The organism is Odoribacter splanchnicus DSM 20712 (assembly GCF_000190535.1).
Lineage (GTDB): Bacteria > Bacteroidota > Bacteroidia > Bacteroidales > Marinifilaceae > Odoribacter > Odoribacter splanchnicus.
In genome coordinates this window covers 3,593,149-3,617,829 of the sequence record NC_015160.1, presented here as the reverse complement: position 1 = coordinate 3,617,829, position 24,681 = coordinate 3,593,149, and the positions used below count along the sequence as shown (strand labels likewise).

Annotated in this window: 16 protein-coding genes and 1 pseudogene; all 17 read right to left on the bottom strand. The window is 42.5% G+C overall.

The window, feature by feature from the left end:
* Positions 1 to 109 precede the first annotated feature (109 nt).
* Positions 110 to 1,342 (bottom strand): TlpA family protein disulfide reductase, encoded by a 1,233-nt coding sequence (locus ODOSP_RS15305; protein WP_041556958.1) that lies wholly within the window; start codon positions 1,340 to 1,342, stop codon positions 110 to 112.
* Between the two features lie 103 nt (positions 1,343 to 1,445).
* Complete coding sequence (locus ODOSP_RS15300) at positions 1,446 to 8,174, bottom strand: aminotransferase class I/II-fold pyridoxal phosphate-dependent enzyme (protein WP_013613204.1); 6,729 nt, start codon at positions 8,172 to 8,174, stop codon at positions 1,446 to 1,448.
* Positions 8,175 to 8,628: 454 nt separating this feature from the next.
* Entirely contained in the window at positions 8,629 to 10,041 is a 1,413-nt protein-coding gene (locus ODOSP_RS15295) for a RagB/SusD family nutrient uptake outer membrane protein (protein WP_162609993.1), read from the bottom strand.
* An 18-nt stretch (positions 10,042 to 10,059) separates the two neighbouring features.
* Complete coding sequence (locus ODOSP_RS15290; RefSeq protein WP_013613201.1) at positions 10,060 to 13,194, bottom strand: SusC/RagA family TonB-linked outer membrane protein; 3,135 nt, start codon at positions 13,192 to 13,194, stop codon at positions 10,060 to 10,062.
* A 140-nt stretch (positions 13,195 to 13,334) separates the two neighbouring features.
* Positions 13,335 to 13,811, bottom strand: coding sequence for a hypothetical protein (locus tag ODOSP_RS15285; RefSeq protein WP_013613200.1), 477 nt, complete (start codon positions 13,809 to 13,811; stop codon positions 13,335 to 13,337).
* A gap of 9 nt (positions 13,812 to 13,820) precedes the next feature.
* The gene (locus ODOSP_RS15280; RefSeq protein WP_013613179.1) at positions 13,821 to 14,351 is read right to left on the bottom strand and encodes a UpxY family transcription antiterminator; all 531 of its coding nucleotides are present in this window, start codon (positions 14,349 to 14,351) and stop codon (positions 13,821 to 13,823) included.
* A 106-nt stretch (positions 14,352 to 14,457) separates the two neighbouring features.
* Positions 14,458 to 15,030 carry a dTDP-4-dehydrorhamnose 3,5-epimerase gene (gene rfbC, locus ODOSP_RS15275; RefSeq protein WP_013613199.1) on the bottom strand — a complete coding sequence of 191 codons (573 nt, stop codon included), beginning with the start codon at positions 15,028 to 15,030 and terminating at the stop codon, positions 14,458 to 14,460.
* Positions 15,031 to 15,087: 57 nt separating this feature from the next.
* Positions 15,088 to 15,623 (bottom strand): annotated as a pseudogene (locus tag ODOSP_RS15270) (sugar nucleotidyltransferase); the annotation flags it as partial.
* Entirely contained in the window at positions 15,620 to 16,441 is an 822-nt protein-coding gene (locus ODOSP_RS15265) for a glycosyltransferase family 2 protein (protein WP_013613197.1), read from the bottom strand. The gene ODOSP_RS15265 and the pseudogene ODOSP_RS15270, both read right to left, overlap by 4 nt.
* 21 nt (positions 16,442 to 16,462) lie before the next feature.
* Positions 16,463 to 17,467 carry a glycosyltransferase gene (locus ODOSP_RS15260; RefSeq protein WP_013613196.1) on the bottom strand — a complete coding sequence of 335 codons (1,005 nt, stop codon included), beginning with the start codon at positions 17,465 to 17,467 and terminating at the stop codon, positions 16,463 to 16,465.
* A 15-nt stretch (positions 17,468 to 17,482) separates the two neighbouring features.
* The gene (locus ODOSP_RS15255; RefSeq protein ID WP_013613195.1) at positions 17,483 to 18,601 is read right to left on the bottom strand and encodes a glycosyltransferase family protein; all 1,119 of its coding nucleotides are present in this window, start codon (positions 18,599 to 18,601) and stop codon (positions 17,483 to 17,485) included.
* Positions 18,570 to 19,421, bottom strand: coding sequence for an O-antigen ligase family protein (locus ODOSP_RS15250; protein WP_228026212.1), 852 nt, complete (start codon positions 19,419 to 19,421; stop codon positions 18,570 to 18,572). Before ODOSP_RS15250 ends, ODOSP_RS15255 begins: the two co-directional genes overlap by 32 nt.
* Before the next feature lie 397 nt (positions 19,422 to 19,818).
* Positions 19,819 to 20,835, bottom strand: coding sequence for a polysaccharide deacetylase family protein (locus ODOSP_RS15245; RefSeq protein WP_013613193.1), 1,017 nt, complete (start codon positions 20,833 to 20,835; stop codon positions 19,819 to 19,821).
* A 5-nt stretch (positions 20,836 to 20,840) separates the two neighbouring features.
* Complete coding sequence (locus tag ODOSP_RS15240; RefSeq protein WP_013613192.1) at positions 20,841 to 21,806, bottom strand: lipid II:glycine glycyltransferase FemX; 966 nt, start codon at positions 21,804 to 21,806, stop codon at positions 20,841 to 20,843.
* Positions 21,784 to 22,722: a glycosyltransferase family 2 protein gene (locus ODOSP_RS15235; RefSeq protein ID WP_013613191.1), complete on the bottom strand. Its 939-nt coding sequence runs from the start codon at positions 22,720 to 22,722 to the stop codon at positions 21,784 to 21,786. Before ODOSP_RS15235 ends, ODOSP_RS15240 begins: the two co-directional genes overlap by 23 nt.
* Positions 22,691 to 23,791 (bottom strand): DegT/DnrJ/EryC1/StrS family aminotransferase, encoded by a 1,101-nt coding sequence (locus ODOSP_RS15230; protein ID WP_013613190.1) that lies wholly within the window; start codon positions 23,789 to 23,791, stop codon positions 22,691 to 22,693. Before ODOSP_RS15230 ends, ODOSP_RS15235 begins: the two co-directional genes overlap by 32 nt.
* Before the next feature lie 48 nt (positions 23,792 to 23,839).
* The gene (locus tag ODOSP_RS15225) at positions 23,840 to 24,676 is read right to left on the bottom strand and encodes an acyltransferase (RefSeq protein WP_013613189.1); all 837 of its coding nucleotides are present in this window, start codon (positions 24,674 to 24,676) and stop codon (positions 23,840 to 23,842) included.
* Between the last annotated feature and the right edge of the window lie 5 nt (positions 24,677 to 24,681).

Here is a 24,681-nt window from a genome sequence, read left to right as displayed (position 1 = left end):
GCCGTACCGATTGAAAAGCCTGTGACTTGAAATCTCCCTTGACCAAAAATTTCCGTTCTATTTCCTGTGGCCTACCATTCTTCCTGATAACAAACCCGGCTCCCCGCAATTATTTATTAAAATAACTGTCTAAAAAATTCTTCAAACCGATGTGTGATTGTGGTCTGGCAAGCACCTGATTATCTTTTCCGATCACATAATAAGAAGGTATGGCCTGCACTCCGAACGACCAGAAAAAAGCCTGATTACAAGTGGTCATCGGATAAGCGAACTCATATTTTTCAACCTGAATCTTAGCATCCTTTTCACTGAGCAGACCGGCACACAGAAAAACCAGCTCCGGCTGCTCTTTCCAGCGATCATATAATTTATTCATCCACGGCTGGGCCAATACACATCCGACACACCCGGTAGAAGTAAATTGCATCACCACGATCTTGCCTTGCAGCGATGCGTTGGAATACACTTTCCCGGTCATGACATCCGTCAATTCATAAGCAGGAGCCTCATCACCCACCTTCACCTCCTGCACGAACTCGTCGAAAGAAGCGACATAGCGAATTTTATCTGCCTGAGCAGGATAAAAACAACTGTCCGGAATATCCTTCAGCTCCATATTTTCCAAAAATTCCGTATTCCGGTTTCCCGGAATTTTCCTGCCGTCCTGATCTCCCGAATTGGTATAAGACCAGTAAACAGGCAAACCTGTATGTTTTTCTATAAATAAAGCATACGTATTATAACTATGCATCACTTTATATCTTACATTGGCTTTCCATGACTCATTATTACTTTTCGAGGGAATAAGCGTGACATCATTATGCCGTTTGAGTACATAACAATCCTGCCCGTTAAAAAGCGTATCCGGCGCCCGCTCCACCCATACATCGACGATCCGGGAAGAATCGGAAGCAACTTCACGCAGTTTCTTACCATCCAGGATTTGCTGCATCAAATCGAGCTCCTCCTGGATCCGGGCAAAATAATCATACCTTTTCGCACCGGGTTCAACAGGAATACGCGTACCAAGTAACATATCCAGATATACACAAGCCATATAAGGCTGATCGTTCCGGTAGAAAACCCGGTTATCGATTTGTTCGAAGGTAAAAAAATAAGTACCCGAATCCCGTACTACCTGTTTAAAGAGAAAAGGTATCCGACTGGCCAGCTCATCCGACAACTCCGCACCGTCAAAAGCAGCATTACTGACCAGGACAGCCGACACAGACTGTAGTTCATCCAAGCTTTTCACAGCAAGCCGAACAATCTCTTGCGGTTGCTGTGACCGACAGCCACAAACCACATAAATCATTAATATACAAAACAAAACATTCTTCATTATAATACAAAGATAAAAAATGTTTTCAGGTTTCAACAAATAACAACAACAAAAAAGCCGCTCCCCGGAAAGAAGCGGCTTCCCAAATCAAAATCCCGATACTTTACTTTTTACGTATCCCCTTCGTAGCAACCTTTTTACCTGTACCGGTAGCCGCGATCTTTTCGACAGGTTTACCGGATGAAGCGCGTTTCACCCGTTCGCCTTCCAAATACCGAACCACCGCATACTTGGCAGCGGCAATCGTCTCCCGGTTCACTTTTTCAATGACACTACCACGAGCCACGTCCTCGGTCGTACAATATCCCTCCAGAAGCAATAACTGTACGATCATATTATTGATATTCGTTTCTTCACTATATCCCTCTGCGACATACAACTGTTCCATATGTTCGGCGAATTCACACGCAAATTCCGGATAATTCGGCAAACTCATCAATTCCTCGAACGTCTCGCTGAAACTACTCAGTTCGATATTCAGATTGGGATTCACCAACAAAGGACTGAATTCTTTCTTCGGGTCTACAGGTACAAAATCCACCAGATTACTCATATCTACCTTACGGTCGATATCGTCCATCCGGCGATAGTCGGCTTTCTTCATGTTCTCCAGCTGATAGATAAAGAAATTATATCGCCACAATTCCGAACTATTCATTTCTCCTTTGAAAATAGGACGATATTTCTCGTTCAGCAGGCGTTTCACGCAAATTTTCCCTTCATTGATTTCCGGGCGGGTAATCCGTACCTCTTGAATCATCCGTTTCAGCTCCATAGCGGCTTTCTGAGGTCCGGTAATCTCCCGGCCTTTCTTGCCGATCTCCGTTGAAAGCATACCACATTGAATATTCCGGGCTTTCCCCTTACCGTCGCTCCCTCCGCGCATGATTTTCACCAGGTTCATCACCGATTCCAACTGTCCTTCCTCAGCAATAAACGGTTGCCCTCCCGGAGTACTGGCCAGAGAATCGAAAATCGCACTGAACATCTTCCGGTCGATCATCATTTCCCGGCTTTCTCTTTCCCCATACGATACGGTAGCAATAAACCGGTTCTGTATCATATCGAAAGAGACCGTTTGGATGGTATACCCAACCCCGTCCCGTTTAAACTGCTTACCGCCGAAAATCTGACCGACTACTTCCGTAATATCGATCTTATCCAATAATTTGAACGAAGAAGCCAGATAATATTGCTTTTCATTTTCTACATAATCCCAATCTAAAATATCATCCAGATAATTACCATGACGGGCAATCACATCTACAATATTCTTATCTGCCGTATAACGCTTCAAGGTACGCTGGAAATTAGGACCATCCTGACTGGTCGCTTTCTCTTTCCTCTCCCCATGGGCATCCATATACAACAGGAAATTTTCAGGATTGTCCACCCGGGTTATACCTGCTTCCTCCTTCGAATAGTTTCCGGCACTCAGCATGATATCGATCTTATAAGGCATCGTGATATCACACATACCGCTCACCGTGCTCCGGGAATTGAGATCTTCGACATTACTGTCGGCACTACTTTCGAACAGATACTTATAATACTTGATATAATCCGGGTCGAAATCCGTCGTCCGCGAGAAATCACCGACCTCTGTACCGATCCCATACAGATTACCTTCGGCATCCTGAAACTCATGGAACATATCGCCCGCAATCAGTTTTACCGAACGGACCCCCTCGAGGTTATTCCGCAACCATTTCAGGATAAAAGCGGCGATCATTTCCGACTTCCCTACCCCACTATCCCCATTGATCTCGATAACAAAGATACTACCGTCGTTTTCTTCCACGGCAAACAAAGAACCGTGACGCGGATTACCGCCGATCTCTTTAATTTTCTCATTGATCACCGTCAGACGTGGTTTCTTGACATCCCCGAAATAATCTACCTTCTGTTTCAACGGCGTAACGATCGTCTTGATGTTCCCGTTCGGCCCCGGTATATCGAAATACCCGATCTGCGGGAAAGAAATCAGCTTTTCGGGAGCCCCCAGGAAACTGATCACATCCGGGACGAACCGGGTGATATCTTCGATCGGAATGTCTTCGGTATAATTCAGCCGGTAGTTATCGGTCAGGTATTTCATATATCCCTTCTGGAAAATCACCAGCTCCTTCACCATGCCATGTTTCACCACCTTACAGCGATAATCGTCCGAATCCATATTGGCGATAAACCGGGCCAAACGACCGATAAAAAAAGACGAATCGGGCCGCAAATCCAATAGCTTCAAATAATCGTTCGGTCCTGCCTCCCCAAGCCGCTTTTTCGAAATAGTCCCCGGACGATCCACTTTGTGGAACGGATATTCCCGTTTCTTAGCATCCGTAACGATACGGGTATGCTCCTGCACCGGCTGCTCGGAAGAAATGACACCGCATTTCTGCATCAGTTCGTTGATCCAGGCGATCCGTCCATCTTCGAAAGTCTCCAGCACCTTATTCTCCATTTCAAAATCTTTATAAATAGAAATACCGTGCTGTACCATCTCGTTGACACTGGAATTTTGTTTCATAAAAGCCGTCTCCACCAGCCGGACCATCGTATGGGTATAGCGCTTGTAATAATCGGTTCCTTTTGTCCGCTTGATCATGCTGATATAGAACAACACCACTTTCCGGCTCACCCGGTGGATCTCTTTCTCAGCCACCTTAATATCCCGGCGCCGCATGATATAATCGTTGATTTCCTTCAATTGGGTGGGTAATATCTCGGTGATAAACTCCTCTGTAAACATCTTCACCTCCCTGTCCGCACAAGCTCCGATCTTATCGCTGAAATACTTCAATTTGGCCGATACCAGCCGATAGAAAGAATGATCGTTATGTAATAAATACAGAAACAGGATCTTATCGGTTACCGGCAAATTTTCTTTGTTCATCCCCGAAGCGATCGAATCCATCATATACCCCATACACTTCTGAGCCAGCAACGTCTCTTTAAATTCGGGCAGAGCGCGGAGACGGTTGATAAATTCATCTACCCAGATTTGCAGGTTCAGGTCACTCAACCGAATACCGGTGATTTCCTCGAATGTTTCTCCGGCTACCCGGACAATCTCCTTGCGGCTGGGTTCGAGGCTGTCTTTTTCAAACGGCAGATTGAAATGCAATAAAATTTCCCGGATATATTTCTTGATAATCACATTGATTCCTTCCAATTTCGATTTATCCAACTCCGGATTTCCGGTTGCATCGATAGCTAAAATCTTCACTTTACTATCCGAGAACAGAAGATGCTCCATTTCAATCAGAATTTCCCGCATCACATTTTTCTCCATCGGATCGTCCAGTACATTATAGTTGGGCTGGAACGTCTTCTTATTAGTGATATATTTCAGGATCACCGCCTTACTGTATTTCGAACTTACCGTATTGAAATCCAGGTCGGCAATGGCCGGCACTTGCTTATAAATCTGTGCCAGTAAATTTTCATATACCTTCGTAAAAGCAGCACTCCGGATAAACTCGAATACATCCCGGCAAGAACCGATCTTGTCGCCATGTAATTCGATGACCGAATTTACCGACCGGTCGATCGTCGTAATGCTCACTCCGCTACGCTCGGGAGAGGCATGGTACAAGGTCCGGATATCACGGATCTGCAAAGAAGGCGCTTTGTCTTTCCGGTATTTAGCGGATAAAGGATAATCGCCGATAATCGCATCGATCAATTCCTGAATTTTAGTATAAGCGAAAATCTCATCCAAAATCGTATGGCTTTCCACCTCCTTATAAGCCGCATCCAACCGCTTAGCCGCAAACAGTGTCCAATATTTCATAAAAATGGTAAAACCGTCTTCCAGTTCATATTTAAACACTTGCTTACTCTCCTCGGTATCGGCAAGAAAACCTCCGATAGCAAAGCGGACCAAACCGGTAGGATAGGGCACAGCAGCAATCCCCCGGTGTAACGCCAGATATTGGCAGAAACAAAGCAGATCGGCATAAGAAAACCCTTCCCCCACCCGGAAGTTAAACAAATAAGAACCATCCGAAGGCAACCAACTGACTTCCGTCCCTTCGAATTCAGCTACAACCCGTTGAGCCACCTCTTTTGCCCAACTCATCCGTAACATCGATTCTGAACGGAAATTCTTATTCACCCGGAAACGGTTCAGATTTTCCACCAACCGTCTCTGGTAATAAACGAAGAAAGGTTCGTTATGGTATTTAAAATCGTCCGGCAGGGCCAATATATCCAGTTTATCCAAAGCTACCAGCTCATCCAGCAGGAACAGGTACAACGGGCTACCTTCAAATCCGGCGGTCTTATGCAACTGACGGTTTGCAACACTATTGGCGTTCGATTTTTCAATCCGTCCGATCTGTTCATTGATAAACCGGATCAGTGTCTCTTTGATCTTAAAGCGGGAAGCATTTTTCGGTAACTCGCTTTCCAGCGTATCTTTTATTTTTTTAGCTACCTGTGCCGTCTCCAGCAAATTATTCAACATCAGTAAAGAGTTGTTATTGCCGTGCGAACAGGAATTCAGCTGACGCACAAAAGCAGCGACCGCAGCAGCCTGAGGGGTCACCGCCAAAGCCCCTAACCGATCGCCCGTAGCCGACAAATTCTTGGTGGTCGATAACGATGATACCGCCCGGATATTGGCCTGGGCATTGATATTATTGATGATATACCGCGAGATCGTACGCCATTTCGGCATATGTTTATCCGTAACCTTCACACTGTCGGCATAAGCTTCGTCGAGAAAAAGAGTAATCTTACAAGTATTCATCAGTTTCAGGAACGCATTCAAAGCTTCGGTATTGAAATCCGTATAACCGGTCGGATTATTCGGATCGTTGATCAGAATCGTCGTATTCTCACAAAACAAATCCCAAAGGCTGCCACTATCGTCGAATAAAGCCAGCGTCGATTTGATACGGAGTAATTTATCCGTCAGCCGTTCATAGGCTAAACGCCCGTCAGGCAAATTCTCGATTTCGATATCGAAAGGATTGATATCGAAAGTATCGTCAGGCAGCAAATCCTTATATTCCCAAGCCTGCATCGCATTGTAAATAATATAAGGTTTCGGCTTTCCATTGGGATGAAACAACAGATCCCGGATAATCATCTGTACCGAATCGGAAACCGAAGTCTGTTCCAGATTGCCTAAAGCCGATAAGAATTCTTTCACGATTTGCTGATCCTCCACAGGCAAGGCCCGGTATTTTTCCCGGATCCCCAGGTCATTGAGGAAATTATCGTAACGGCCTTTATTGTTAGCATCATTATCTATCTTCGTGATATAAGCCTGATATTTCTCTAAAAACAGGTTGATGCCGAAATTCTTATGAAAGTGATTCTTCAGGGTACGTTCATAATTGCTGGGGATAATATTCAGGATCAACCGGCAAGCTTTATACACCTTATCTTCCAGTCGGTGCAAAGGCTTTTGCAACAGATAACGTCCATAAGTACGGATCTGGTTGCGTCCGCCGCCTTCCAATACACTCAACACCTGAATCTGGGGGCAATCCGAATAAAAGTATTGCCGGATCCGGCTTTCGAATTCATCGATCAATTCACGGGTTTGTGCCTGCCGTTTTTCTTCTTTATGGCAATTCTCCAGAAAATAAATAAAATCCCGTAATTTTTCCAGGGAATATTTATCCTGAACGATCTTCCTGGAGAACATATCCAGTTTAAACACATTCAACCGTTTCACCGCATCCCCGGTAGTCCCGATCTGTTCGGTCAGAATCTGATTGATCTCTTTCTCGTAGGCTTTGATTTGCAGCTCGATTTTTTCCCGGAATTCTGACAGGAAAGAGGGATTCACATTTTCCAGAATCAACCGCAAGTTCAATTGCGTATTGGCCGGAGAACCCAATTTCTTGGTATGTACCTTATTCAGTGTATGGATAATCCCGTTATGAAAACAGAACACCAGAGAGGTATTGGAACTCCTCGATTCCCGCGAATCGTCGACAATCACCAGACGGGTCAGCAGAGGAAACCATTTTTCACCGGAGAAAGGATTCACCCGCATATGCCGGGCTTTCACCACAAAGACCGAGGTTGTATCCACCCTCATCTGTTCGAACAATTCTTCGGTAGAAGGATTCTCCAACACTTGTACACTATTCTTACCGAATACTTCTCCCCGGAGCAGACTGACCGCTTTATCGGCATTTCCCGAAACCACCGTCGTAATCATACCGTTCAGTCCCTTGAAATTCACCGCCCAACGCATCCGGTTGAGAAAGTCGGCCTTCTCAGCCCCGGTTGTATAATGGGTACTCTGGCCGATCATCTGCTCCAAAGTATCCATCAAATAATTCCAATGCGCTTCGTTCAGGTCACCGGTCACCCCGATCACATCCCGGTATTTCCGCAAATCGCGTACCTGCCCGCCCAATTGTACCTGGGAGATAAACTCGATATGGCTACTGCGCACAGGAGGAGTTCCTACCGAAAAATCATGAGTGTCTTTAATATTTTTCAAGAGAACTCTGGAATCAGGACTTACTGCTTCGGTATCCAGGAACTCATCGATCTTCTTCATAAACTCTCCCCGCCTTCCACTCAATTCGAAAGCTTTGGAAGGATGATGCGGACAAAGCATCAAAGCAACATCCGTATATCCCGGAATATCTTCCCGGAACTTCAACAAATAACGGTTGATCTCCGACTGCTGGACAGCCGGGTCATCGGGTTCTTCAAAACAAAGCTTCACAAAACTGGTCAGATTGTCATAAATATGACGCGGCAAAAAAATCTCTGCCCGTTCCCCTAACGATTCGTAAAGATTCAGTAATTGTCGGGCCTCATTACTCAGAAATGCCCTCGGTTCTCCTTTGATTTTCATTGTATGGTTTTAATTTCTACTCTTTTTTTCATGACAAAACCGGTCAGTTCGAACCTCTTCACTTTTATCGCAAAAAAAAGCCCGCCTTTCAGCGAGCTTCTTTATTCTATTATATTTTCCCCTATGCCAACAGAAGCCCGCAACGTAACTTTACGTTTAAAATTATTGTCCGTCAACTTCATCATTACAGTCATCATAGGTTTCTGTCTTTCATATTTTCAGGTACAATATTAAGAATTAATATACGAAAACCGGCCGGTTTGTTAAAGAAACGTGAAAATTTTAAAGGGAAACGTTTGAGTAAACTTTCCTTCCAACAACTGTATAATATTTAACAATAAAGGACGGAGACGGGGGTACCGGGCTATTTTCCGACAAAAAAGAGAATCGCAATAAAATCCACTTTATCACGATTCTCTCTTCAACCACAAAAACTCAGTCCTGAATCAGGCCATCAATTATTCCCCGGATTTTGTTCCATCAACTTATTGGCATTGATTTCGCTCGAAGGGATCGGATAAATCCGTTTATAAGGCAAATTGGCTTTATACAATTCAGGATCGGCGGCAGTAGCCATTTTTTCAGCCACAGCCCGATTGGTTTCCAGAAGTTGATCCACTCCCATCCGCCAGGTAGCGTACCATTCATGCCCATTCTCGAACCCCATTTCCAGTATCCATTCCTGATAGATCGTCTGTAATATATCGGTCACTCCCGTAATAGCCGGTAATCCATGACCGGAACGTAAAGCATTCAGGGTAGCCAAAGGATCTCCTTTCCCGGTACGGGCTTCACATTCGGCTTTCATCATATAAATCTCTGAATAACGCATCAGGTAAGTGGGCATTGTTCCTTCTGCATTCGAAGCTTTCCGAATCGTCTGCTGAGGTCCGAAAACATCCCCGACTCCATTTTTCAGGATAACCGTTTTCCGGGGATCGTCCCCGACCAGTTCCATAAAAGACTCCGTAGGTCCCCATTTCCCCTCATTATAATACGCCTGTACCCGCGTGGCCTGATATTTCACTTCATCTGTCCCTGCAAATCCCCGGGTATAGATCAGCTCCTGATTAGAAAAATCGGTAAAAACAGCCGAATAGGGGGCCACCAATGCCCGTTCTCCGTCACCGATAAACGTATTGGCAGCCTCTAAAGCCTCACTGTATTTCCCCATATAGAAAAGTACTTTCACTTTAAGAGCCTTGGCAGCCATTTTCGACGCAAAATCCGAAGAAGTAAAATCCGGGGCGTTCGATATAGCATACTCGATATCCTTCAGGATAAAATCATACGTCTGCTGAACCGTCGAACGGGCTTTATAAACATCATCGGAAGTAGGGGGAGTCTCCCGGATGATCATCCCATATTTACTGTCCAATTTATCATATTCCCCGAACATCCTCAACAAATCGAACATATACCACCCCCGCAGAAACCGGATCTCTCCCATCATGGTGGTTTTCCGTCCATCGGTAAACAGATTATCGCTCATTCCTTCCAAAACAGCCAGTAATTTCGTCGACGAATTGATAATCGTATTAAAAGCATCCCAAAAAGGAGTATATGCCGCCCCCACCAGATTCAGTTCCGGCAAACGGTTTTCGATATAATAAATACTCACAACCACGCCGGGATTGTCGTTTCTTTGCAAAATACCGGCAGTCATTGCATGATTTCCGATCGACATATAAGACTCATACCCGATCTGTTCACCATAAATACCGGTCAAAGCGGTTTCTGCCGACTTTTCATCCGTAATCGCATTATCAGGAGTCAGATTATGCGGAGGCTCCTGGTTCAGGACGTCCGTAATCTGGCAGGAAAACAGCAGACTACCGACCATCAAAAGGATAAATATCTTTTTCATAAGCATTCGTGCTAATAATTAAAAATTAAGTCGTAACCCGATTGTATAAGAACGGACACCCGGATAAATATCACTATCGTAATTTCCTCCGTAGTTAGCCGTAGCACTACCTACCGTCGCCGGATCGATTCCCGGATAGCGGGTGATAGTGAAAAGATTGGCGATAGCGAAATATACCTGTCCCCCTTTGTAATACCTGGCATCCCACAATACCGGCAAATTGTACTGGATCCGCAAATGCGACAGCTTCAAATAAGAAGCTTTGTGTACTTCCAGATTATTCGTCGCCGGAACCGGATCGTCGACATACAAAGCCGGTAAACGGGAAGACGTATTCTGTTCGGACCAACGGTTGTAAAGGTTATAATCGATCAGGTTGTTCAACGAACCGGAAATATTTTGCAAAGTATTGTTATACAAGCGTTCTGCACCTACCGAATAATTGAACATCAGATACAGGGATAAATCTTTCCAGGACACATTGGAAGAAAATCCCCCCTGAAATTTCGGTTCCGGATTAGCAATGATGACCCGGTCTTTCACGCTGATATGCCCGTCTCCATTCACATCCCGGTAAATAATCTGTCCCGGTTTGGTCTCGCTGCTATAATAATAAGTGGCAGTCCCGTTACTCAGCTCCTGTGCCTTTTTATTATATTCCTCGATCTGTGTCCAGGACTGGAATATACCGTCGGTCTGGTACCCCAGAACAGCTCCCACCGGATGTCCTTCGGCCAGTACTTCGGTACCGCTTCCCTGTACCACACCTTTACCGGCCCAATCCTGTGCCCCTTCGGATACCAAAGATTTCACCTTATTGCGGTTAACGGCCAGATTAAAAGTAACGTCCCATTTCACCTCCGTCTCCCTGAAAATTTTTGCATCGACGATCCACTCGAATCCCTTATTCTGTACCCGTCCGACATTTTTATACATCCCGCTGAAGGGTTGCAGTGAAGTCGGAAAATCGATATACCACAACAGGTCGTTGGTGTTCTTATAATACCAGCCGATAGATCCGCTCAACCGGTAATCCAGCAAAGCATAATCGACAGCGATATCGAATTGCTTGGTCCGTTCCCAGCGTAAATCGTTATTTCCCAGGGTTGTCGGGATAATTCCCGGTTTTCCCAGAAAATCGTTCGGGCCATAAAGATCCTTATTGTTATAATTACCGATATTCTGTGTTCCCGTCACTCCGGCCGAAAGCCTTAATTTCAATTCGTTCACTTCTTCAATATCCTTCATGAAAGGTTCCTGATCGATTTTCCAGGCAAAAGCCCCCGAGGGGAAAAAACCGTATTTATTGTGCGAACCGAATTTCGACGAACCGTCGAAACGAGCCGTAAAAGTGAAAAGATATTTTTCCATCAATTGGTAGTTAAACCGTCCGAAGACCGAAATCAGTCCGTTTCCGGACGAATTCCCGCTTACATCGTAAGGAGTTGTAGCACTACTCAGGTTATTCAAGATTTTGTCCATCGGAAAATCGACACCGGTAGCACTGAAATCACCAGCCTTGTAACGCTCGAACGAGACTCCGAACAAAGCATCCAAAGCATGTATCTCCTTAAATGTCCCCTCATATTTCAATGTATTATCCCAAAGGGTACGTACCGATTCGTTACTTCCCCGTACAGCTTTACCGGTATAATTGTTATAATAATTACCTTCCTGTAAAAAACTGGGATAATATTGGTGGGTGAAATTAAAGTTCTTAGCTACAGAGAAAGTTGAACGAAAACGAAGTCCCGGAATAATCTGGGCCTCCCCGAATACCGTCCCATTAAACCGATAAACATCGTTCCGGTTGGTAATCTTCGTTTTGGCCACCGGATTATCTGTCGTACCGATCTTATAATAACTACCGTCCTCTGCATAAACCGGGACATCCGGACGAAACTGTTTGATCTGCCACAACCCTTGTCCTTCCTGGGATTGATCGGTATACGCCAAACTTACATTGGTACCGAATTTCAATACCGAAGTCACATCCCAGTCCAGGTTGATCCGCCCGGTATACCGTTTCAGGTCATCCCCTTTCAATACTCCATTTTGGAAACTCATCCCGAAGGAAGTAAAATATTTCAGTCTTGAACTTCCTCCCCTCACCGAAAGCTCCACACTGTTCGTTGAAGCTTTCTGTGACAATAGTTTATACCAATCTGTATCGGCATCCTTCAGGATAGTCCCTTCTTTAATACTCAAAGCCGTCTCATTGGTCGGATCCACTTTTAACGTATTGATTGCAGCATCCATCATGACATTCCGGAATTCATTCGCATTCAATATGCTGAAATTCTCTATCTGGGTATCGAAATTGGTAAAATACTTCAGATTCAGCTGAGGCTTTTCATTCTGTATCCCCCGTTTGGTTGTAATCAATACCACGCCATTAGCGGCCCTCGACCCATAAATAGCCGCTGCCGAAGCATCCTTCAATATATCGATCGACTGAATATCGTCCGGGTTTATGGCGATCATATCGGCTTGTTCGGCCGGAATACCGTCGATCACATACAAAGGTTCATTGGTACCTTCCAACGAAGTGGATCCCCTCACCCGGATCTTCACCGGTTCACCGGGTTTCGCCGAAGCCATAGACACCTGAACCCCCGGCGCTTTCCCCTGCAAGGCAGAAGCGACATTCATCACCGGTTCCTTTTCCAGATCAGCAGCCCCGACAGAAGATACCGAACCGGTTAAATCCCTGAGCCGGGTAGTACCGTACCCGACCACCACAACCTCGTCCAGCTTCCTGGCTTCCGGCTTTAAAGTAAAATTATAAACCCCGATTCCCGGCATAATCGTCTTCTCCGCCTCTGAATAACCGATAAATGAAGCACTCAACGTCTTCGCCTCAGGGTTTATCCGCAAGGTATAATCTCCGTTGACATCGGTAGCCACTCCTACCATAGTCCCCTTTATCCAAACATTCGCCCCCACAATCGGAGCTCCGTTTTCATCCGTTACCTTACCGTGAACAACCCGCAACGTTTCCGCAGTTTGTTGTTTGTCCCTACTGCCCGGAACCCTAGCCACCGACTGTCCGGGGAGCAATAAAAGCCATACCATTCCGAAAGCTACAGATAGCCATATCGACCAACCTCCGTGTCTTCCTTTCAAAACCGTTTTCTCCATTTCTTGTCTCATAAATTTTCCAGGTTAGAAAGATTCGTTTTTTCACTAGTATTCGCATTTTTTATCAATAAGGTTTGGAAAATCATCGACAAAAAATTCCCTTATCCGTCACCGGACAAGGGAACCCCTTTTTTAGCTTTTCTTTCCTACCGCTAACTTATAGCTTCTTCGATTACTCTTTTAAAATCCATTTTCACTTCCTGCAAATTTTTTCCTCCATAGGTCAGGGATTTTTCACCGACCCGCACAATACCGAAAATCATCTTTTCTTCCTCGTCATACTCCTCATAACCCTGATAACCTTTGTATTTCAAGCCACATAAGAAATCAAGCAAATAGGCAAAACGGCCTTGACGTGCCGCCCGGTATGGCCGGACCACAAAACCTCTACCCGGGGAGAAACTCATCAACTGCTCGCTGCCGTCCGGTACAAGCAGGACAAACTGATTTTCACCACAAACCTCATCGTATGCCTTCATCGTCACCACCAGCCCATCGTTCCACATGCCCAGGACATACATCTCGAAAGCCCCCAGATCCGCGGTCGCCTGAACGGTATCCGAGACATCACAAACCAGGGTATAATTCCCCAGGCAAAAACGATCATAACAAACAGAAAACTCTTTCATCGCCGATCATTACTTATTTAATTTTTCTACAAAGCTCGCCGGAATATTAACCATGGCACACCCCAGCATATCGATACGTACCAACACCTTCGTCACTCCCTTGTGTCTGATCAGTTCACCTTCCATCCCCCTCAGCGAACCTTTCACCACCCTGACCAAATCACCGGCCTTTATATTTTCATTGGTCATTTCCACTGCCTCTTCCGAGAAATCCAGCAAAAAACGGAAGTCCTCCATCTGCTTATCCGGAATCACAGCAGCCCCCGCCTCTCCCTTCAGCCTCAGAAAAGCCACCACCCCCTTCGTCTGCAGCACCTTCACCTGCTCCTGACGGCCTACCCGCACAAAAACCAACCCGGCAATCACCGGCACCACCACCCGCGACTTCCGGTACGTCCACTGCCTCAACACCGTCTGTACCGGCAAAAAACACTCCACACCCAGCTCCTCCAACCGGTCACGCACCTTCTTCTCCGCACGCGAGGCGGTGAAGACGGCGTGCCAATGAACCGTTTCCGTTTTTTGCCTATCTATTGCCATACATCCTTTCATAGCATCCCTGATAATCTCCGCTCGTCACCTGATCCAGCCATAAACACTGTATAGGTTTCCTAAAACTTGATTATTCATTGATAAACACCCAATTTTATTCATAAAGATTATCTTTATAATCAAATAGCCAGTCAACCTCTTTTAACCGGGGATGTCGCTTATCTTTCTCCGAAAGGATCATCTTAGCAGCCGGAATCCGCCAGTCTATTCCCAAATCCGGATCATCCCAGGCTAAAGCCCCCTCACTTTCCGGTGCATAAAAATTATCGCATTTATACTGAAACACGGCCTCCGCACTCAATACCGCAAATCCATGGGCAAATCCCCGCGGAACGAAAAACTGCCGTTTATTCTCCTCCGTTAATTCAACGGAAACATGCTTCCCGAATGTAGGCGATCCCTTACGGATATCCACCGCCACATCCAGTACACGACCTTTCACCACCCGCACCAGTTTGGATTGGGCATACGGAGGTTGCTGGAAATGCAATCCCCTCACCACACCGTAACACGATTTCGACTCATTATCCTGGACAAAAACGGTTTTACATACCTGCCGTTCGAAATCACGCTGTGAAAACGACTCAAAAAAATAGCCGCGTTCATCACCGAAAATACGGGGTTGCACGATGACAACACCCGGTATACAGGTTTCAATCAGTTCCATATTTTAATTGATAATATCACACGAATTCTCAGGTAAAGCCCAAACGATTTTTATTTTGGGATAAAAATACAACCCCACCACTGCATAGTTGGATTTCGGCTGTGCAGGTTTCTCTTCGATACTCAACACATTCCCTTCCTTGTCGAACTCCGCCACACCATACCGTTCCGGGTCATTCACCCAATAACCGAAAACCGTCGCCTTTTGTTCTTCCTCTGCCGTCCTCACCGCCTCCAGCAGCATCCGTGTAAAACTCTGACCATAAAATATATTATCGCCCAGTACCAGACAAGCCGAATCTTCCCCTATAAATTTCTCCCCGATGATAAACGCCTGTGCCAGCCCGTCCGGACTCGGCTGCTCCGCATACTCGAAACGCACCCCGTAATCCGCCCCGTCTCCCAGCAACCGCCGGAATCCGGGTAAATCCTGAGGGGTTGAAATAATCAAGATCTCCCGAATCCCTGCCAACATCAGCACCGACACCGGATAATAAATCATCGGCTTATCGAAAATCGGAAGTAATTGCTTCCCCCTTTTGTAATAGGATATAAGCGGATCCCAGACCCTCCGGCTAAAACGATGCCTTTCATCGTTTATCATATTGTGTTAATATACCTCTATTGATTTTCCTTCTTTTAGAATCAAAAAACCATCCCCATTTATTAAAATATTTTATAATAGAACAAATATGATATTTAAGCAATTTCTTATTTTTATAAGACCCTTTGGCATACCCATGAAATACACAGACTCCCGGATAATACATTGTTTTCGACACTTGTCCTATCCGACGGCAAAGGTCCAGATCTTCCGCATACATAAAAAAACGTTCATCAAATCCACCAATCTGTTTTAATACAGAAACTCGTATGAACATAAAGCAACCGGACAATGAAGGAACTTCCATCTCCTTATCATATCCCAAAAACCGTAGTTCATATCTTTCATTTCTATATCTAATATATTTTTTACAGGGTAAAAAGCGTCTTCCTAATAAATCAAATGGAGTTGGTAATAACTTGCACAAATATTGCAATTCTCCGTTAGGATACAATACTTTAGGCATTACTAAACCTACATCTTCATAAGAATTCATAAAAAGCGTCAACTTCTCTATCACCCCACATTCAAAATAAATATCTGGATTTATCACAATATGATAATCTGAATTAATTTCCAACGCTCTCTGTATAGCCAAATTATGCCCTGCTCCAAAACCGGTATTTATAGGATTAGAAATATAACATATTTTGGGAGAAAAATTTCTAAAACTGTCCAAAGATTCATTTAAAGGAGAATTATCCACAAGATATATAATATTAACGATAGAAGAAATAGTACTTTTCAAAACCTTTTCTAATTCGAACACATTTGTCTTATAAACAACAATTGAAGCCGTAACCAACATTAAGAATATATTTAAAATAACTTATCTCAAAAAATCCAATAATTCTTTTATTTTATTTGAAAGCTTCAGAGATTGAACAACTTCATCGTAAGTGCCTTGTAAAAAATTCATTATAACAGTTGCTATAGAGTCTGAACTTTTAGGATCAAAAGTGATGGGGTTCACTAAAATATCATTAGCAAAAGGCAGATTAGATACTAATACTTTTAATCCTAACTGATTAGCTTCAATTAAAGGTAAACCCAAGGATTCTTTTAATGAAGGAAATAATAATGCTTTCGACCTTCCGTAAATTTCGAAGACCTCATCATGTGAAATTTTGCCCAAATTGACTACAGGATGAAAATCATACAAAGAATTTATTCTGGTTATCATCTCCAGTAATTTCGGATTTCTGTCATCAAGGGTCAGGGCTATCCTGAACTTCACCTGTTCAAGGGCCTTGGCTACTGCATCCAGTAAACGAACATTATTTTTATGATTATCCGATGAACCGGGATAAAAAAAGTCAAATTCCTTTTCACGGGTATTTTCTACCACCTTTACTTCCTCATAAAATGGTAACAACAAAGCCGGCTTTCCAAAATTCTCATTCAACAACCTCTGCATTTCTACTGTTTGACATCCGGTCACAGTAACCTTATTGATGAATAATTTAATCCAGAGATAATAAACAAACTTCCGCAAATTCAGACTTAACGTACTGTCATCCTTAGTCCATCGGGGTTTATTTACAAAAAAAAGATTATGAATATAAAAAACAGAATCCCGGTTTCTCACAAAAGGAGGTAAATTACAAAAATACAACACCTTATCCCGTTTCCGCATATATCTGAAGAAAGTAGCCCAAGGGCTGGTACGTTGGAGGATTATTGAATCTGACTGATACTTCTTCAATCTTTCATAAACAGCCTCATAAGCAATATATACCAAGACTTTCGTATTACAACAGCTTAAATGCCTTAGCAAAAGTTCCAATAAGACAATTCCGCCGTTAGAATTAATCTGAGAAGCTTCAATAATCATTATGATGTAAAAATTTTATTTTACCAATTCTTCAAATTGACTGGCCACATTTCTAATATCGAAACCGGAAATATCGATCTTTTCTTCTCCGGTAAATTCATGGGCACAAAAGCGGACAAATTTTTGAGAATCAAAATTATTTTGGGACAAAGAAAAAATAGGACGTCCGCTCAATTTATAATCAACCAACTTACTGGGAATCTGATTTTCAGAAGCATTGTTTACATTAACGATAAAATCCATTGAACTTAAACAATAGATCAAATCTAAACGCGGAATACTATGCCTTAATTCCAACTTAGCACCCAACTTCCGGACATATGGTTCCAGACAAGAATAGCTGTCAGCACTGGATAAATTAGTATAGATGACAAAACGGAAATCAAAATCCAAGGAACATAAAAATTCAAACAAATTTTTGGGATTTCGTATATCTGAATAAAATAAACCGGCATACCCAAAAGTCGGAATCGGATTCCTTTGATATTCGGCCAAACGTATATCGTCAAAATTAAACCCTTGCGGAATAACTTTTATGCTCTTTTCCTCCTTTAACCAAAGATAAGAGGACACAGCCCGGCTGGTTGGAACAGTGACGTAGTCAAACCTGCGAAGTACTCTTTTTTCAATCCATTGAAAATATTTAGCTACTTTTATACTATGATTAAACCTCGAAAAAGGATCACCATAATCAGCAACATAACACCGCGCAACCTGCCGGTCCTTTATTTTAGAACTGACTCCCCAATGAACAGTAAAAGGTAAGCCAATTGAAATAAGCAGATCATACTGTTCATTAAAAACGAGTTTCCGTTTTAATCCGAATAAAATCTTCAACCAGGTATTGGTTGTAAAATAAAAAAGATATTTTCTGAATTCAGATTTATACCATTTCTCTTTTGTTCTATTTCCGGCTTTTGGAGAATCCTGTTGCATCCTGATTATATCCAGATTTACCAATTTAACCCCTCCCGTAGCCCGGGATACATTCACGCCGTCCCTGATAACAGAAGTCGTATTAAAAACACTGACCTCATACCCCCGTCGTACAAATTCCCGGGCCAACTCGGCCGCACGGAAAGCTCTCGGAGCAGGTATTGGCTCATAGTAAGCTGTGACTATCGCTATTTTCATTATATTTTTCTAATAAATAACCGGAATAAACACAGGCAAGCGCAGTCCAATAGACAGGTAAAAGAGAGATACTTCTTGAAAATTGAAGAAATATAAAATATTGAATAAAAATCAAGGCAAAAAAGCTGTATCTGCTATTCAGTTTCAGTAACCTGTAAGCATACTGGAAAACTTTAAAATTAATATACAGGAATAGTACTCCACCGAGTAACCCGATAGCCATGAACACCTCTATAATCATATTGTGAACATAACCTCCCCGCAAATCACCCATCAACAATATAGACCTTCCGAAAACCGGATGTTCCATAAACATCCGGATTCCTTCCTGATAAAAAGCTCCTCTTCCTGACGCATTTTCTACGTCAAATGTGAAAATCGTCATCAGTCGGGAAATAAAATTACTATTCAAATATTCCTGAAAAAAAAGATCAATATGTCCAATATTCAAAATAAGCAAGAGAGCTACGATACAAATCCCCAGGATTGTCTTCAAGTTAATCCGCATAAAACAAAAAATACCAAGAATAGCAAAAAGGGCAACAAACGGACTTCTTGAATTAGCAATTCCCATTGAAAATAGCCCAAAACTTAAAGGTATCACTAACAACCAGCGCCATTTCCCGGAATAAAAACCCATCAGGCTAAAACAAATCAATACAAAAGTTAAAGCCAGATGTCCATATCCGATTGTATCTAAAAGCTGATTAGCCTCAAACCTACCTTCAAAAGCATTTTCCCCACTCATCACCAAAGCTATCACTGCCTTCAAAGAAACCAATAAACCGAGACCAAAAAGGGAAAAAAGTGTCCAAAGCATCTTTTTTAAATTGACAAGCCTCCAATTAATCCAACGGCAAAGCAAATAAGGAAGTATACACAAGAAAATATAATATATAATATACGTACTCCGATTGGCAAATGTCGTCTGTTCTATCTGTTCCAGATATATATTATAGACCATTCTCATCCCATACCAAAACATAAAAACATACATCAAAATGTCCAGATTCCCGATGTTGACCTTAGCTATCTGATCCCGGTAAGGAAATAAAAAAAGGAAGTAAAAACACGCTGTTAATATCAGAAAAACCCCGGACGTTATAACACTGATAGGAAGCACATTCCCCAAAAATGTCCTTACATCGAAAGCAAACAAAACTATAACCGCCAGAAAAACTAAATTCCGAATCCAGCCGCTATAACTTATTTTCGTACTAAATTTCATATTTCTCCAAAATCTCCGTAAGAGAACGAAAATGATGGCCCTTTGCAGCTAAATATTCTACAGCACGCAATGAAGAAAGAGTTAATGTTTTAGGATGGGCTACTATACTGACAAACGGTAATTCGCTTTGGGATACTTTTCTTTCAATCAGGACCGAATTTATATATCCGTCCAGCATAAACTGATTAAAATATTTCCCTTTTTGCAGGAAAGACATGAAACGCTTCCGGACAGAAACAGCAGCAATAACACTTATGCCTTTTCCATCACCAAATATTTCAGCATTTTTCCGGTTCATTTTGCGTCCCAGTGCAAATGCTATTTTTTCCCACCGTGACATATAATAACCATTGACAGGCAACTCTATTGTCTTTCCATTTTTATCAGGAATCCGCACATCATCCGAAAACCTGTAAAATGCGTTAGACTTTAGTCCGGAATAATCCAAAGCATGCACTTCTCCGTCTAATCGCATTCCGGGAACCACCGAAGAATCGACTTTTATTCCACAAATCTGAAAAGCAGAACGCAATTTTTCAAATGGCTCAACACACCATCCCCCGGCACGAAAGGCACAAACTGCATAATCGGGAACAGCTTTCCGTGCAATATGATTCAGAAGCTCCACCCCTTCCTGAAACAACTCAATAATCTTTTCTTCGGTCAAACTATTCAGTTTATAATGCTTATAGGACTGAAATACCCATTCATTATTTTCCTTACGGACATCCAGCCAATGAGGATGGAGATGTAACTCAATCCGGTGTCCACGGATTACAATTTCCTGAAGCTGGCTTTCAAATTTCCCATACAACTCCGCATCCTGAGGTATCTCCGATTTTTTAAGCAGATTCAAATAAATCGTATCAACAAAAAAAACAGCTTTCCCACCAATCCTTTCCAACACCTCCAACAGCTCAGCCGTCGGCTTCAAAAGAGAAACAGAAGCATCACCACTTTTCTGAAAAAAAAGCTCATAATCCAAAGTCAGCAGACAATCAGCCATACCAATCAATAATTACCCCTTTTCCGTTCCTGATCTATGACATCCCCACAATAATTCCTGCCCTGTTTAGCAGCAACCAACCAACAAAATAGCTTATATTTGAATTTATTTAGCGGCATCTTCCAGAGATACCCTTTTTTCAATTCTCCTCCGAAACGGCTCTTAAAACGCTGTATTCCTTCATATTTACTTCCTTCATCCGGATTGATACGCGCCCCGACAAAATCATAATACTTCACACCGCGTTCCTTCATAAGCTTCATGGCAGACCAATGCAATAAATTCATGGCACCGGCATGCGGCTTAACGGCAGAGCCGCCAAACATATAATAGGCAGAACGATTTTCACTCCATAACAGAATTGCAGCCCCCTGAAGTTCTCCCTCAAAACTCGCAACCCAATAATCAATATGTTTCACTCTTGATAAACCCTCCAGCATACCTTGACTGAGAAGCCCGATATGCTGGCGTTCCAAGGTTGACTGTATCAAAGCTTCACAAACACCCCGGTTTTCTACCCCACAACTCACCCTTACGCCATCTTTTTCAGCTTTTTTTATAACATTACGATGTTTCGTATGTAAATTGGCAAACAACGCATCCTCATCCAAAGATAAGTCCACCACGTAAGAACCAAAAAAACAATTTACCGAACCTTGAGGACAACAACTGAACAAAGCTGTGACATGTTGTGTCAGAATAAAATCTACCGGTAAATTCTTTTTGATAAATCCGGTAACTTCATTCAAAAGGTAACTTATCCTGTCCTCCGTTGTAACTCCGGAATCTCCCAGAGTAAACAATAAATACCTGAAAAACAATTTCTTTTTGATGTAAAAAGGGAGTACAAACGAATCATGCACGATATACCCCCAATCCTCAACCTCCTGGGCTTGCAAATATTCAGGAGTAGCCAACACCTCACCACCCGTAATTTCTGCGATTTCGCTATAATCCTTTGTTATCCTCATCAGGCTTAAAATCTTTAATTATTTTTCCTAATTCCATATCCCCCGTAAAACCATTCCATGAGCCTCTGATAAAATAAAGTTGATGCATCAGTTTCTCTTTATGAAAAACATTTCCGACAACACCTTTGAAAAATAAAAAAGAATGAAATGCCAATTGCTCCGCACTCCGCCAAAAACCAAAATGCTTTTTAGCCAGATACACCTTATTACGCCCCATCAGATAAGAGGTATAAAACATCCGATGTTTTCCCCCTCCGGCATTGAGATGTTGGTGCCAGGCTTTAGCTTCAGTTGTAACCGCCAAATTGACTCCCAATTTCTTAGCTCTTAACCCCATATCAACCTCATCGGAATACATAAAAAGCAAATTATCCTGTAAACCAACCTGCTCATAAAATTCCCTCCGCGCTAAATTCATTCCGCCCGCAACTGTTTCACAAACAAAACTGTTAAAACCAAGAGCATCACAGACTGAACCGACATAAGGTTCTTTCAAAAACAAATATCTGCTAATAAAACATCCGACACTCTCAATCACTTCCGAATCCTTCTTCAAAACTACAGGAGCTACCATTCCCAATCCCTCATCACGATACAAAAAATGATACAATTTTGTCAATTCTCCTGCCGGTAACCGAATATCATTACCGATTAACAAAATGGCATCCACATTTTTATCAGCTAAAGCCACCTTTATCCCATCATTATATGCATACGTACAGCCTCCGTTAGAGCTACGCCTGATAATCTTAGAGCAAGGAAAAAAAGTCCTTAATTTACTTGCATATTCCTCACACGAATGATTATCAACTACAATATGCAAATACAACTCATCCTTGTATTCCTGATAATGTCCAAGCCATTCGGTGAACTTATAATCATCATTATAAGTGATTGTTATGGCAGCTACATTCATATAACCTCAAATTTTCTATTGTATAATCCAACTTACTCCGATCATTCTCCAACGGCAACTCCAATACCCTTTTATACAATCTCTTTGCAGTAGGGACATCTGCAGAATACTCCATCAAATCATATCCGGAAGCAACATAAATTCCGGCTCCGGTCAGAAAACTCACCATTTCCGTTGCCACATCTTCATCCCGGGCAACCAGAACAATTTTATGGTTATTGGTTCCTTCCGCCCCCCGGGTTATTATCCTGAAAAAATGGCTGTTTTCAAACGCTTTATGAATCAACTGTGAAAACTCACAACGAAAAGTCTGCTTAAAATTCGCATATAGAATACCACCTAAAATTCTACTCTCAAAACGATTCATAGAATCAAATACCATATCTACCCGTTTTTGTAAATAGAAATATAAATAGGAAAATAATACAAAAATCCTGTATCTCTTATAAGTATATATCTCATACCTGTTAAAATAATAATTCAGATAAGCCAATACATGCATCCCCCAGTGATTCTTTCTTCTAAAAGAATAATTTCTATTCGATGTCCAAAAAAAAGATCCCAAATGGCCCGGTGTGGATTTCCCGGGAGAAAAGGAAAAAAAACCGGCATCTCCCCAAGTTCCCGCCAAACGTCCATTCAGCTTGGCTCCAAAACTCTGTGCAGCATCATCAATCAACTTAATACCAAAGTCCTTACATATTTTTTCAATTCCAGGATAATCGACCGGATTTCCATACAAACCTGCCACTAAAATACCGGAAACATCAGGATGTTGTAAAATTTTCTTTTTTATATCCTCAACATCAGCATTCAGATCAGTTTCTGATAAATCATAATATATGGGACTAATCTTCAGACGCCTCAACACGGGCTTAACAGAGCTGCACATATAAACAGGCATCAACAACTTTCCCTGAATATTCAAAGATTTCAAACAATGATACAGAGAGGCTTTTCCGCTACTGCTATAACGCCAGTTCTTACCTGTCAGAGCAGACAATCCGGTCAGCTCCAATTGCCTCTTACAAAACCGGAATGGTACAAATTTTTCTATCCGTAAAGTCATCTTTAAATTTCCGCTCAAGCAGAGAATAAACCAATTGACTTATTTCAGCTAATAATTATAACAGAACATTCCAACAATCTCTTCGTATGGATCCTCTTCCTCACCTTTCACTCCCTGAAACACAATCCGGGTTCCGTTTTCTTCAAAATATCTCCTCAAATCTCCCTCCATCTGATTACTAAATATTCGCTGCACATGATAGCTAACCGGCTTTGCAGGTGCCCCTGCTATAAATGCATGGGAAGTATATTGTTCCGAATAATCCTTATTAACCAAGCTATTTCTTCCGGTAATGGTGTAATCCGGTACAACAGCATTTTTAGAAACCACAGTTCCCGGATTAAGCCAGCAACGTTGTCCAATTACAATAGGTCCGGTCACTTTCCCTATCCTACCTGTTTCTATATCCTTTATAAAATGCATATTAGTATCCATAATAACACATCCATAGGCTATTCTTGTGAAATCACCTATTATTATCCCATATTGGCTTTTCAGCATTGTTCCGCTTCCAATCACACAACACCTGCCCAGCTCCAGAGGACCTTTATAAGTCTCGATAGTAACACCCCCGCTAATCATAATATGCCCGTTGAAAATAAGATCCTGACTTATCGTCCACTGTCCCGGAAGACAAGTAGAATAATGACTGTCAACATTCCGGCCAACTTTTACCAATCCCCGGCAAACAGGTCCGCGTATTATGATTCTTCCACTCAAATCGTATATCTTCAGCTTACCGTAAACCAATATGGGAAGTTTACAAGCCGTGCTAAAAGGTAATTTTCTAAAATTCAATCTTATGGTTGCCCTCCAATTTACAAGCCACAGTAACCTGAAAAAATGATAAATATGACGAAGGATTCTTTTTATATACTCTCTCATACGAA

What these genes read in the sequence shown, in the direction of transcription:
- ODOSP_RS15285 (WP_013613200.1), bottom strand. Translation starts at nt 13,811, where the DNA reads ATGAAAGAGTTTTCTGTTTGTTATGATCGTTTTTGCCTGGGGAATTAT.
- ODOSP_RS15250 (WP_228026212.1), bottom strand. Translation starts at nt 19,421, where the DNA reads ATGCTTTGGACACTTTTTTCCCTTTTTGGTCTCGGTTTATTGGTTTCT.
- ODOSP_RS15235 (WP_013613191.1), bottom strand. Translation starts at nt 22,722, where the DNA reads ATGAATGTAGCTGCCATAACAATCACTTATAATGATGATTATAAGTTC.
- ODOSP_RS15295 (WP_162609993.1), bottom strand. Translation starts at nt 10,041, where the DNA reads ATGAAAAAGATATTTATCCTTTTGATGGTCGGTAGTCTGCTGTTTTCC.
- ODOSP_RS15290 (WP_013613201.1), bottom strand. Translation starts at nt 13,194, where the DNA reads ATGAGACAAGAAATGGAGAAAACGGTTTTGAAAGGAAGACACGGAGGT.
- ODOSP_RS15265 (WP_013613197.1), bottom strand. Translation starts at nt 16,441, where the DNA reads ATGTTGGTTACGGCTTCAATTGTTGTTTATAAGACAAATGTGTTCGAA.
- ODOSP_RS15255 (WP_013613195.1), bottom strand. Translation starts at nt 18,601, where the DNA reads ATGAAAATAGCGATAGTCACAGCTTACTATGAGCCAATACCTGCTCCG.
- ODOSP_RS15230 (WP_013613190.1), bottom strand. Translation starts at nt 23,791, where the DNA reads ATGACTTTACGGATAGAAAAATTTGTACCATTCCGGTTTTGTAAGAGG.
- ODOSP_RS15260 (WP_013613196.1), bottom strand. Translation starts at nt 17,467, where the DNA reads ATGATTATTGAAGCTTCTCAGATTAATTCTAACGGCGGAATTGTCTTA.
- ODOSP_RS15225 (WP_013613189.1), bottom strand. Translation starts at nt 24,676, where the DNA reads ATGAGAGAGTATATAAAAAGAATCCTTCGTCATATTTATCATTTTTTC.
- rfbC (WP_013613199.1), bottom strand. Translation starts at nt 15,030, where the DNA reads ATGGAACTGATTGAAACCTGTATACCGGGTGTTGTCATCGTGCAACCC.
- ODOSP_RS15240 (WP_013613192.1), bottom strand. Translation starts at nt 21,806, where the DNA reads ATGAGGATAACAAAGGATTATAGCGAAATCGCAGAAATTACGGGTGGT.
- ODOSP_RS15280 (WP_013613179.1), bottom strand. Translation starts at nt 14,351, where the DNA reads ATGGCAATAGATAGGCAAAAAACGGAAACGGTTCATTGGCACGCCGTC.
- ODOSP_RS15300 (WP_013613204.1), bottom strand. Translation starts at nt 8,174, where the DNA reads ATGAAAATCAAAGGAGAACCGAGGGCATTTCTGAGTAATGAGGCCCGA.
- ODOSP_RS15245 (WP_013613193.1), bottom strand. Translation starts at nt 20,835, where the DNA reads ATGGCTGATTGTCTGCTGACTTTGGATTATGAGCTTTTTTTTCAGAAA.
- ODOSP_RS15305 (WP_041556958.1), bottom strand. Translation starts at nt 1,342, where the DNA reads ATGAAGAATGTTTTGTTTTGTATATTAATGATTTATGTGGTTTGTGGC.